General features: G+C 65.4%; 9 protein-coding genes. 2 read left to right on the top strand and 7 right to left on the bottom strand.

Going from position 1 to position 11,495, the window contains the following annotated elements:
- Positions 1 to 101: 101 nt before the first annotated feature.
- Positions 102 to 3,131 carry an EAL domain-containing protein gene (locus tag NH448_RS10860; protein ID WP_162816536.1) on the top strand — a complete coding sequence of 1,010 codons (3,030 nt, stop codon included), beginning with the start codon at positions 102 to 104 and terminating at the stop codon, positions 3,129 to 3,131.
- Positions 3,132 to 3,174: 43 nt separating this feature from the next.
- Positions 3,175 to 4,113: a CorA family divalent cation transporter gene (locus NH448_RS10855; RefSeq protein ID WP_108449955.1), complete on the top strand. Its 939-nt coding sequence runs from the start codon at positions 3,175 to 3,177 to the stop codon at positions 4,111 to 4,113.
- Between the two features lie 112 nt (positions 4,114 to 4,225).
- Here NH448_RS10855 and NH448_RS10850 read toward each other — a convergent pair whose 3' ends face one another.
- The 7 genes from NH448_RS10850 to NH448_RS23670 all read right to left on the bottom strand — a co-directional run bounded on the left by NH448_RS10850 (position 4,226) and on the right by NH448_RS23670 (position 11,431).
- Positions 4,226 to 5,467 carry an MFS transporter gene (locus NH448_RS10850; protein WP_108449956.1) on the bottom strand — a complete coding sequence of 414 codons (1,242 nt, stop codon included), beginning with the start codon at positions 5,465 to 5,467 and terminating at the stop codon, positions 4,226 to 4,228.
- On the bottom strand, positions 5,464 to 6,411 hold the full coding sequence (locus NH448_RS10845; protein WP_108449957.1) for a hydroxymethylglutaryl-CoA lyase: 948 nt from the start codon (positions 6,409 to 6,411) through the stop codon (positions 5,464 to 5,466). The genes NH448_RS10850 and NH448_RS10845 overlap by 4 nt, the downstream gene beginning before the upstream one ends.
- A gap of 19 nt (positions 6,412 to 6,430) precedes the next feature.
- Complete coding sequence (locus NH448_RS10840) at positions 6,431 to 6,979, bottom strand: TRAP transporter small permease (RefSeq protein WP_108449958.1); 549 nt, start codon at positions 6,977 to 6,979, stop codon at positions 6,431 to 6,433.
- Positions 6,980 to 6,986: 7 nt separating this feature from the next.
- Positions 6,987 to 8,033, bottom strand: a complete 1,047-nt coding sequence (gene dctP, locus NH448_RS10835; RefSeq protein ID WP_108449959.1) for a TRAP transporter substrate-binding protein DctP — start codon at positions 8,031 to 8,033, stop codon at positions 6,987 to 6,989.
- A 68-nt stretch (positions 8,034 to 8,101) separates the two neighbouring features.
- The gene (locus NH448_RS10830; RefSeq protein ID WP_108132357.1) at positions 8,102 to 9,394 is read right to left on the bottom strand and encodes a TRAP transporter large permease; all 1,293 of its coding nucleotides are present in this window, start codon (positions 9,392 to 9,394) and stop codon (positions 8,102 to 8,104) included.
- Positions 9,395 to 9,446: 52 nt separating this feature from the next.
- Positions 9,447 to 10,655: a CoA transferase gene (locus NH448_RS10825; protein WP_253028768.1), complete on the bottom strand. Its 1,209-nt coding sequence runs from the start codon at positions 10,653 to 10,655 to the stop codon at positions 9,447 to 9,449.
- Positions 10,656 to 10,729: 74 nt separating this feature from the next.
- A complete protein-coding gene (locus tag NH448_RS23670) occupies positions 10,730 to 11,431 on the bottom strand; it encodes a GntR family transcriptional regulator (RefSeq protein ID WP_253028767.1) in 702 nt (233 codons plus the stop codon).
- Between the last annotated feature and the right edge of the window lie 64 nt (positions 11,432 to 11,495).

The raw sequence follows: 11,495 nt of genomic DNA, 5'->3' as shown, positions 1-11,495 counted from the left end.
CAGGGTTGGCTATGATCACTCGTCCATGCCCAAGACAGTCGACGGAATCTGGATGCGCACCTTCCACATGAATGCTCTAGAGGCGAAACGACGACGTGTCCGTGTCAGTTGATCCATCCCCCTTTGTGACGAATGCGTCCGACTCGGGGCGTCGTCGTGCCATTGCGCTCTATGTGACCGCCTTGATGCTGCTGGTCGCCGGCATCGTGTGGACCCTCAGGGGCCAGTATCTGGCCGAGGTGGAGCGTGTGGAGCAACGTCTCGACGCGCGAGCGGAGGTGGTCGAGGCGCTGGTGGCCGAGCCTTTTGATGTCGCGACTCACGCGCTTGCCGGGCTACTGGCTCTCGATGAAATGATCAATCCTGCCGGCAATGGGCCGCCGATGGCACCCTTGCTCAGGGAGCGAACCAGGTCCCTTCCCCTGGTAGAAGACCTGGCGATCCTCTCGGACCCGACAAGCGCAGAAGCTCGCTTTTTCGAGGGTTGGTTGCCCCAGGATGCGTTTCTTCGACAGTTGGCCGGATTGAGGAGGGGAGAGACCCTGGTCTCGTCTCTGCACTATTCGCCGTCTGCCGGCGAATATCGCATGACCCTGGTGCAACGGAGCACGGCAGAGACCACTCAGATGCATGTTGCCATGGCATCGATCGACCCCGGGCCCTTGGCGGAAGCGATCAAGGGGTTCGGCCTGATGCAGGGAGAAAGCATCGCCCTGGTCGACAGCGAGGCACGACTGGTGGTCCGCGTGCCTGCGGCTGGGCTGGCGCCGGGAGAATTGGTGTCGCAGGCGGGAAGTCGATCGCTGACAGCGGACTCGCCGGATACGCTTCACTTCCGCCAGGTATCTCCAATGGACGGTCAGGAGCGGTTGTTCGTGGCGAGGCGAGTGGCCGAACTGCCTCTGTGGCTGGTGCTGGGCTACAGTCACGAGGCGTTGCTGTCCGGCTGGAGCCAGCGCCTGTGGCCACTGGTAGTGCTGGGGGCGTTGCTGGCCCTGCTCGGATTATGGTTGCTGCGTCACGTGCTGGCGCAGGGGCGTGCCCAGCTGGTGTTGCAGGGGGAGGTGGTCGAACGGCAACGCGCCGAACAGGCCGCCCACCGCCGTGAAGCTCGCTTGAAGGCGTTGATCGGTTCCATGCAGGACCTCGTGCTGGTGCTGGATCGCGGTGGCCACTTCTCCTTCGTCCATGCCGGAGACGAAGCCTTGCTGCTGGCACCACCGGAGGTCCTGGTCGGCAGCCACTACCGCGCCTTTCTGCCGCCTGACATCGCCAGACGTCTGGACGGGGCGCTGGCCGAGGTGGCGGCCAGCGGTGAAGTACGTCGGCTGGACTATTCTCTGAGCGTAGGTGGCGGCCCACGTGACTTCAGTGCATTGATCAGTCCGCTGCTCAGCGGTGACGGGGAGCATGACGGTGTCCTGCTGGTAGTGCGTGATGTCACCCTGGAGCGGTTGCATCAGGCCAATATGAGCATCGCCGCGGTAGCCTTCGAGACCCACCTGGGCATGATGATCACCGATGTCGATGGCCGCATTCTCAAGGTCAATCGGACCTTTACCGACATCACCGGCTATCGCGAAGACGAGGTCCAGGGGAGTCGCCCAGACATCCTGCGCTCGGGGCGACATGACGAACACTTCTATCGACAGCTATGGCAGCGGATCGGCGATACCGGTGCCTGGCAGGGCGAGATCTGGAATCGTCGCAAGAGCGGAGACATCTATCCTCAATGGCTGACCATCAGCGCGGTGCGTGACGAGCGGGGGCAGCTGCGCAACTACGTGGCGACGCTCAGCGACATCACCGAGCGCAAGGCAGCGGAGGAAGAAATTCATCAGCTTGCCTTCTTCGACCCGCTGACGGGCCTGGCCAATCGACGCCTGCTGCTCGATCGACTCGGCGAAAAACTGGAACGTTGTCAGCGGCATGGCTGTTACGGAGCGCTGTTGCTCATTGATTTCGATAACTTCAAGCAGGTCAACGATACCCTCGGCCACCACGGCGGTGACGAGCTGCTCAGAGAAGCCGCCCGTCGCTTCGAGTCGGTATTGCGCGAGGAGGATACTCTGGCACGCCTCAGCGCCGATGAGTTCGTGGTGGTCCTCGAAGGCGTGGGCGTGGAACTCGAGACCGCGGTGCGCGTGGCCGATACCGTTGCTCGCAAGCTGCTGAACACGCTGGATATGCCGGTCTGGATCGAAGGACGTCCGGTGTCGCCGAATGCGCGCGTCGGTATCAGTCCGTTTCGCGACGAGGTCTCTCGCGAACGGTTGTTGCAGCAGGCCGACATGGCCTTGTTCCAGGCCAAGAGTCAGACCGCCAGCGACGTCTGCTTCTTCGACCCGGGGATGCAGCGACGGATGCAGCAGCGTGCTCAGCTATACGAAGACCTGCTTGGCGCGCTGGCGCGCTCTGAGCTGTATCTGGTCTACCAGAAGCAGGTCGATCAGCTTGATTGTGTCACCGGGGTCGAGGCGCTGATCCGCTGGCGACACCCCGACAGGGGCCTCGTTCCGCCGTCCGAGTTCATTCCGCTGGCCGAGGAGCGCCCTCTGATCCACGAACTCGGTCTCTGGGTCATCGAGCAGGCCTGCCTGACGCTGGTGGATTGGGTGCAGCAGGGTGATGACACCACCAGGACCGTGTCGGTCAACGTCAGTCCCAGGCAGTTTCAGGATCCCGGCTTCGTTGCCCGGGTCAGTGATATCCTCGCGCGCACCGGGGCGCCGGCCCGGCGTCTCAAGCTTGAGGTAACCGAGTCGCTGTTCGTGGCGGATCGCGACGGGGTCGAACGCACCATGACGCGGCTCAAGGCACTGGGCGTGACCTTCGCGCTGGACGACTTCGGCACCGGCTACTCGTCGCTGGCCTATCTGAAGCGTCTGCCGCTGGACGAGCTGAAGATCGACCAGTCCTTCGTTCGCGACGTGCTCGACAACGCCACCAGCTCCGCCATCGTGGCAAGCACCATTGCTCTGGCGCGCAGCCTGGGGCTTGATGTGATTGCCGAGGGAGTGGAGTCAGCGGAGCAGCGGGACTGGCTTCATCGACACGGTTGCCACCGTTACCAGGGCTTTCTGTACGGACAGCCGGCGCCGCTGTCCGAGCTTGATTTCTCGACCTTGTAAGCGGCGGGCGCGGCCCGCCAGACGAACACCTGATGGAGCCTGCATGACCGCGCCTTTTTTCATCGACGCCTGGTCGTTTGGCCAGGAAGTCCGCCAGTTGCCCGAGCCAGCGCCTGGCCCGCTTCAGGCAGGCGCCTGGTACCACTTTCAGCGGGATGCCGAAGCCACCTGCGAGCGCCTCGAGCTGGCAGGAATCCCCGAATCCGCCATCGACGGCGTGCTGGCCGAGGACACCCGGCCGCGCTTCGAATCTCTGGGCAAAGGCAACTTCCTGTTGATTCTGCGTGGGGTCAACCTCAACCAGGGCGAGCAGCCCGACGACATGCTCAGTATCCGCATCCTCTATTACGATGGGGTGCTGATTTCCACCCGCAAGCTGCCTTCCCGGGCCATCGCCGACATACGCCGTGAGCTCGAGCAGGGCAAGGGGCCTGACGATCTGGGAGCAGTGGTGGTGGATATCATCGAAAAGCTCCACGAGCGCATCGAGGATTTCGTCGAGCCCTTCGACGCCACCATCGCCGCCCAGGAAGAAGAGCCTGAGGCCGACAACGCCGTCCTGATGTCGCTGAACAAGCGGTTGATCAAGCTGCGTCGCTTCCTCAAGCCCCAGCGCTACGCCATTGAAGCGATGATCGACAGCCTGCCACCGCTGCTTGCCGATGATCGATTCGATCTGGCCAATGCCCGCGACACCATCCAGCGAATCAACGAGTCGGTGGACTTCTATCTTGAGCACGTAGGCATGGTTCAGCAGTACCAGACCCACCAGCACACCGAAAAGGTCAACCGCAACACCTACCTGCTGTCGATCATCTCCGGCATCTTCCTGCCGATCAGCTTTCTGACCGGCCTGCTGGGCGTGAATATCGGCGGCATGCCTGGCGTCGACAATCCCATGTCCTTCGCCCTGTTCTGCACCTTCATGGTGGTGCTGGTGGCGGTGGAGCTGGTGGTGCTCAAGCGCTGGCGTTTTATCTAGGCCCCGTCAGCCACTTGAGCCAGCCTCTTGAGCCAGCCGCTTGAGCCTGCCGCTTGAACCAGCCGCTTCAGCGACCTTTGGCCGCCGAACGCTGGTCACACCGCGTCGACGGTTAGCCGGGAGCGGCGATGGCCCGTCGCGCCTTCAGCAGAAAGCCAAGGCCCACCAGGGAAAGTCCTGCCAACAGCCCGAACAGGGCGGTATAGCTGCCGAACAGCCCATGTAGCGCACCCAGCAGGGGTAGCCCGACAAGCACCCCGCTGTAGGTCAGCACCAGGCAACCGCCGGCGGCGTCGGCCACCCGTTCGGCGGGGGCCAGACGGGTGATCTCGGCCATGAACACGCCGTTCCAGCCAAGCGCCGACAGGCTCATGAGGCACAGCACCGCGACCATTGCCCAGCGCGGCCAGTCGGCGTCCATGGTGGCGATGGCCAGGCCGCTACCGGCGCTCAGGCAGGCCAGCCCCATCAGGGTGATCAGGCGATCGTCGAGGATATCGCCGACAAGGCCCCACAGCACTCGGCCGAAGATGCCGAAGACCTGGACCGCGGACATGGTGGCGCCGGCGACGACCAGGCCGACGCCCAGATCCTCGACCAGCAGCGCCACGGTGAAGGCCGAGACCGATAGCTGGATGGCTGAAAAGCAGAGACTCAAGAGGGCCAGATAGCGCAGCGCCGGGCGCTGCCAGACCACCTGGAGACCGGCCAGGGGCGTGGTCAGCCAAGGAGTGCGAGGGTCGCGCTCGCGGTCCCAGTGATGGCGCTGCAACTGCAATAGCAGAATACCGATGACGGCGACCAGGAACAGGCAGCCCAGAGCCGCCTGCCAGCCGATGGCCAGCGCCAGGGCGGGGGCGACAAGGCCCGCCAGCACGCCACCGAAGGGCACCCCGGTCTGCTTGAGCGAGAACACCAGGCCCTGGCGGTGACGCGGAGTAACCCGAAACAGCAAAAGCGACGCGGAGGGGTTGGTCAGGCCATAGCCGAGCCCGGCGATCAGCGAGGCCAGGGCGAAGGTGGCCAGCGACGGCAGGGTCAGCAGCGCCGCGCCGCCGCCAAGCAGCCCCAGCGCCAGCTGGCTGACTCGACAGGGGCCATAGCGTCGGGTCAGCGGCCCGCCGACCAGCGAGGTCAGCATGGCGCCACCGAAGATCAGGCTGACCTGGATACCTACGGTGGCGGTGGAAACCCCCAGCGAGTCCGCCAGGGTCGGCGCGATCGCCGAGGGAAACAGCGCCACCAGCGACGAGAAGGCCAGCACCAGGGTCGTTGCCAGCAGGGCGATACCGACCTGAGGAGGCGGTGAGGGTGGTGAAGAGGGAGCTGGAGAGGGCGCCGTCTGCTGGTTCATGCCCCCGCGTCTGCCCCGGCCAGGCCCTCACGCGGTACCCGGCGCAGGTGGCTTTCGGTCGTGCCGCCGGGCAGTGCCGCGATCAAGTCGGCCGCGTGCAACAGCGCGCCAAGATCGATGTCACCTGCCATCCCGCCCCCCTGCAGGGCGTAGACCAGGTCTTCGCTGGCGGTGTTGCCGGTGGCCCCCGGAGCGAAGGGACAACCGCCGAGGCCGGCGCAGGCAGCGTCGAGTGCGGTGGCACCGTGGCGGGCCGCGAACAGGGCGTTGGCCACGCCCATGCCGAAGGTGTCGTGGCCGTGGAACGCCCAGGACAGGGCGGGAGATCGGTGGCGCTCGGTCAGCTCGGTGAAGTGGTCCGCCACCTGGAAGGGTGTGGCGCGACCGGTGGTGTCGCACAGGGCGACTTCCACCGGCAACTCGCCGGTGATGGCGAGCGCCTTAGTGAGCACCTCATCGACCCGGCGCCAGTCGACTCTGCCGTCGAAGGGGCAGTCGAAGCTGGTGCCAAGGTCCAGGCGCAGGGCGGTGTTGCCCTTGGCGCGCACCGCCTCGACCACACGGGCGAAGGCCGCCAACGATTCATCCACCGACTGGCGCACATTATTGCGGTTGTGCGCCTCGGACACCGAGACCACGTAGACCAGCTCGCTGACATCGTGTTCAAGCGCAAGCTCGGCTCCCTTGAGGTTGGGAACAAGCGCGGAGAATCTCACATCGCGGCGATGGGCGAAGGCGCGGATCAGCTCGCCGGTGTCCGCCATCTGCGGAATCGCCCGGGGGCTGACGAAGGAGCCGATCTCCATGCGTCGGATGCCGGCGTCGAGCAGCGCCTGGATGACCTCGATCTTGCGCTCTGTCGGCAGCGGATCGGCGATCGACTGGAAGCCGTCGCGCGGGGCGACCTCGACCAGTTCGATCGGGGCGGGTGACGAGGTGGTCATGCGGGAGTCTCCGTCGGGTTCAAGGGTGGGTGGCATCGATGTGATCGGAGCCGTCCGGCGGCGGCAGTGGGGCTCCGCGGGAAAGGCTCGCCAGGGTGTCGATCAGAAACTGAAGGCCGAGTGCGGTAAAGCCGATCGGCAGCAGCGCGTAGGGGATGCCCATGGGGGTGCCGAGGGCGCTGGACACCCGTTCGCCGTACTCGAAGGCCTGGGCCGCCATCAGATAACCGCGCCAGGCGAGGATCGCGCAGAACGTCATCCCGGCAAGACCAGTGAACACTTCCAGCACCCGACGCGCCTTGGCGGGAAGCTTGTCCTTGAAGAAGGTGATACGGATATGGGCGTCGAAGCGTTGGGCCTCGGCGGCGCCCATCACCGCCAGATACACCAGCAGGAAGGAGTTGATCTCCAGGCTCCAGTGGGTGGGGGCGGAGAAGGCGTAGCGCATGACAGTGTCGTAGCAGATCGACACCGTCATGAACACCAGCACCGCCATCGAGGCCAGGCGCAGGATGGCGAGTACGCCATCCCAGCCCTTGAGGGGGATCCTCTGTGCGTGCGCTTTCATGGCGACCTCAGGCCTGTCCCAGCGCGAGCTTGATGGCACGTTCGCCGAGTTCCTCACCGACCTCGCCTTTCCAGTGGTCCCATACCTTGTGGGTGGCCTCGTTGAAGGCGGCCAGATCCTCGTCGCTGGGGGCGATGATCTCGACGTTCTCCTCGCGCACCTGAGGCCAGTACTCGTTGGGATAGATATCGTCGTTGCAGTGGCTGATGAAGTTCTCGTCGTACCAGCGGGCGGCATCTTCGAGGATCGCACGGCTGTCGTCGTCGAGGCTGTCCCAGCGGTCACGCAGCATGAAGGGCGCCACCGAGAAGCCGGTGATCGGCAGCTGGTAGCACACGTCCACCTGCTCCTGCAGGCTGCGCCCGATGATGGTGGAGATATTGAACACGCCGGCGTCCACGGTACCGCGCTGCAGCGCCATGTAGGTCTCTGACGAAGGAATGCGCACCGCACCGATGTCGTAGGGCTCCAGCGCCGAGGTGGCCTCGAAGCTGACCACCCTGACCTTCTTGCCGCGAATGTCCTCGAGGCTGCGCACCGCGTTGTCCTGGGTGCTCCAGATGTACTCGGGCTCGAGGATGCCGCCGCCGGAGGTCAGCATGTAGAGGTTTTCCTTGGCCAGCTCCTCATTGATCAGGTCGAACAGCGGGCTGCCCTGACGCAGCCGCTCGGGGTGGCGGTACAGCTCGCCGACGACACCGGGCAGCCCGGTGATGCCGAGGATCGGCAGCGAGCGGGTGATGTAGGAGGTGGTGTGGAACATGAAGTCGATATTGCGCGAGCGCAGCGCGGGAAGCTGTTCGTCGGCCTTGAGCAGCTGGCCCGAGTCGTAGAAATCGACCTCGAGCACGTCGCCGCCGTTGTCGCGCAGGTAGTTGACGAAGCCGGCGGAGCCGTAGGTCAGCGCCTTGTAGGACGGTGGCAGGTAGGTCACGCCGGTGAAGGTGGTGGCGGCGCGGGCATGGCGTGGCATCAGCGCCTGGGGGCCCAGCAGCGAGGCCCCTGCGGTGGCGAAGGCGGTGGTCTTGAGCAGTTGGCGGCGGGTCAGGTTCATGGGAATGTCTCCGTCTTGTCATTGTCGTTGTTGCCCCTGGCCAGCGGGGCGAGTGAATCGGGGCCCCTTCAGTGCATCAGGCTCGGTAGCCACAGGCTGATGCTGGGGAAGAACACGAACAGCATCAGCACCAGGAACTGCACCGCCACGAAGGGCAGCGCGCTCTTGATGATCTCCTCCACCGACAGCTCCGGGCAGACCCCCCTGAGCGCGTAGAGGTTGAGCCCTACCGGCGGGGTGATCACCGCGATCTCCAGGTTCAGCACCATGACGATGCCGAACCACAGGGGGTCATAGCCCATGGCCTGGATCAGCGGCAGCAGCACCGGCGTGGTGACCACGATCAGCGAGACCGCATCGACGATCATGCCGAGCAGGATCAGCAGCAGCATGACCGCCAGCAGGATCGCCCAGTCCGGCAGGCCCGAGGCGGTCAGCGATTCGGTCAGTAGCTGCGGCACCCGCACCATGTTGAGGTAGTCGCCGAAGATCTTGGCGCAGCCGATGATCAGCAGGATGGCGCCGCTGACTCGCGCGGTGCTGGCCAGGATGCGGCCGAAGGAGGCAAGCGTCAGGCAGCGGAAGATCAGCGCGGCGATCACGAAGGCGCCGAAGGCGCCGATGCCGGCGGCCTCGCTGGGGGTGGCCAGTCCAGAATAGATAGAGCCAAGCACCACCAGCACCAGCAGGGCGGCGTGCCAGATGTGGGCAAGGCTGGCGAAGCGCTCGCGCCAGCTGAAGCGTTGCTCGACGCTGGGCGCTTCCTCGGGCTTCAGACTCACCCGGATAAAGATGTAGAGCGACAGCGCCAGGGCCAGTACCACCCCGGGGACGATACCGCCGATGAACAGGTCGGCCACCGATACGCTGGCCACGGCGCCATAGATGATGAAGGGCACACTGGGCGGGATCAGCATCGCCAGGGCGCCGGCGCTGACCACCGCACCGGCGGCCAGCGAGCGGCTGTAGCCGCGCTCGAGCATCTGCGGTACGGCGATCGAACCGACCGCGGCGACGCCGGCCAGGCTCACCCCGGACACCGCGCCGAACACCGCCGAGGCGCCCACCGAGGAGATCGCCAGGCTACCCCTGAGCCAGTGCAGCCACCTCACCGCCGCCTGGAACAGGTTGTTGCCCACCGGCGTCGCGCCGAGCAGGTTGCCCATCAATATGAACAGCGGCAGGGCGATCAATTCGAAGGCATTGAGCTGGCCAAACAGCGATGACGGCGCGAAGAAGAACGCCATGGAGCCCCGGGCCATGTACAGGCCGGCGAGCCCGGCCAGCCCCAGGGACAGAAATATCGGCAGGCCGACGGCGATCAATACGATCAGCAGCGCCAGGACGAGTAGGGGTTCCATGCAAGAGCCTCTAGGTTGTTGTTGTCGGCAGAGTGGTCGCTGGTTGGCGGTGCTAGATCACGCTGTCCTTGCGCAAGGCGTCGATGCTGTTGTGGTCGAGTTCCAGCCAGTCGCCGAGCACCGCCTCGGTGTGTTCGCCCAGGGCCGGACCGACCTGGCGTACCTTGCCAGGCGTCTGCGACAGCCGCGGAAAGACGTTCTGCATCGGCAGCGGCTTGCCGTGGCGGTCCGGCACCTCGACGATGGAGCCGCGCTCCTTGATGTGTTCGTCTTCGAGCATGTCCTTGGCGGTGTACACCAGGCCCGCCGGGACACCGGCGTCGGCCAGCAGGTCGACGATATGCTGGGCATCGTGGTGGGCGGTCCAGGCGGCGATCAGCTCGTCGATGGCCTGCTGGTTCTCGCCGCGCGCACGATGGTCGGCATAGTCTGGGTGATCGGCCAGGGTGGGCTGGCCCATGGCCTCGCACAGCCGGCGGAAGACGGTGTCCTGATTGGCGCCGATGATGACGTCCCGGCCGTCCCTGGCGGGATAGGCGTTGGATGGGGCGATCTTGGGCAGGAAACTGCCTGCGCGCTCACGGATCTTGCCGGCCCGGGCGTAGTCGGGAATCAGGCTCTCCATCATCGCCATCACCGCCTCGAAGATGGCGCTGTCCACCACCTGGCCACGCCCGGTCTTCTCGCGCTGATGCAGCGCCAGCAACGCGCCCATGGCGCCCTGGACCCCGGCCAGGGTGTCGCCCAGCGAAATTCCCACCCTGACCGGGGGGCGGTCCGGGTAGCCGCTGATGTAGCGCAGCCCACCCATGGCTTCGCACACCGCCGCGAAGCCGGCACGCGACGCGTAGGGACCGTCCTGGCCGAAGCCGGTGACCCGCACCATGATCAGCCCCGGGTTGTCGGCCGACAGGCTCTGGTAGTCCAGGCCCCAGCGCTCCATGGTGCCGGGGCGGAAGTTTTCGATCAGCACGTCGGCCTTGGCCGTCAGTCGCCGCAGCAGGTCCTGGCCCTCTGGCTTGCGCAGATCGAGGGTCAGCGATTGCTTGTTGCGGGCGATCACGTTCCACCACAGCGGTTCGCCGCTCTCGTCGGTCTGGCCCCATTGGCGCATGGCGTCGCCCTTGCCCGGTGGCTCGATCTTGACCACCTGGGCGCCGAAGTCGGCCAGTACCTGGCCGCAGGTGGGCCCGGCGATAAGCTGGCCGAGTTCGAGCACCTTGAGGTCGTCCAGCGGGAGTGAGGCGATAAGCTCGTTCATGTTGGAGGTCCGTGGTCAGAGGTCGAAGGTGGAAGATGAAGGGTGAAACGCAAAAAAGGGCCGCGTCGGGAGGATCACGGGGGCGATGAGGTCGCGGTCGAGGTGTCGACGGTCACGTGCAATACCCGCGCGGCCAGCAGATGGGCGCGCATCACGTTCTCCGCCCAGGCGGCGTTGCCGGCGCCGATGGCGATCAGCATCTCGCGGTGGTGCTGCATGCTGCGCTTGAGCGCCGAACGGTCGTAGCTGGCGAAATTGCGTCGGATGATCGAGGTACGCACCACGCTCTCGAGGATCTGGGCCAGACGCTGGTTGTCGCTGGCCTGGATCAACAGGCGGTGAAACTCGTGGTTGAGCGAGGCCAGTTCGCTGTGGCCCGCACCATCGAGGGGGCTCTCGGTCAGGGTCTCCATGCGCGAGGCCAGGTCGTCCAGATGGGCGAGGGTGTCAGCGTCGATGTGTCGGCAGGCGAGTCCGACCGCCATGGGTTCGAGTACCAGGCGCAGTTCGAACACTTCACGAGCGTCCTTTTCGGTCCACTCGGCCACCCTGGCGCCCTGATGGGGGATGGCCTCGAGCCAGCCCTCGGAGACCAGCTCCCGCAGCGCCTCGCGGACCGGGGTACGGCTGACCTCGAGTTCCCGGGCAACCGCCGCCTCACGCACGAATTCGAGCGGTCGATAGACGCCGTCGAGGATGCGTTGCTTGATGGCTTCATGGACCTGGGCGGTGGCCGTGCGGGCACCGCTGGCTTCGAGCGGGGTGGTCGGAGTCACGAGGAAATCTCTTACATTGCATACAATCGTAAGAGTAGAGAGTTTTATGGCTGGGCGAAGTTAG

The sequence above is a fragment of the Halomonas sp. OfavH-34-E genome (assembly GCF_024124525.1).
Lineage (GTDB): Bacteria > Pseudomonadota > Gammaproteobacteria > Pseudomonadales > Halomonadaceae > Halomonas > Halomonas litopenaei.
This window is presented reverse-complemented; position numbering and strand designations above follow the sequence as displayed.

Bases quoted from the DNA above. Each gene is read 5' to 3' on its own strand.
- NH448_RS10855 (WP_108449955.1), top strand. From the start codon at position 3,175: ATGACCGCGCCTTTTTTCATCGACGCCTGGTCGTTTGGCCAGGAAGTC.
- NH448_RS10850 (WP_108449956.1), bottom strand. From the start codon at position 5,467: ATGAACCAGCAGACGGCGCCCTCTCCAGCTCCCTCTTCACCACCCTCA.
- NH448_RS10845 (WP_108449957.1), bottom strand. From the start codon at position 6,411: ATGACCACCTCGTCACCCGCCCCGATCGAACTGGTCGAGGTCGCCCCG.
- NH448_RS10840 (WP_108449958.1), bottom strand. From the start codon at position 6,979: ATGAAAGCGCACGCACAGAGGATCCCCCTCAAGGGCTGGGATGGCGTA.
- dctP (WP_108449959.1), bottom strand. From the start codon at position 8,033: ATGAACCTGACCCGCCGCCAACTGCTCAAGACCACCGCCTTCGCCACC.
- NH448_RS10830 (WP_108132357.1), bottom strand. From the start codon at position 9,394: ATGGAACCCCTACTCGTCCTGGCGCTGCTGATCGTATTGATCGCCGTC.
- NH448_RS10825 (WP_253028768.1), bottom strand. From the start codon at position 10,655: ATGAACGAGCTTATCGCCTCACTCCCGCTGGACGACCTCAAGGTGCTC.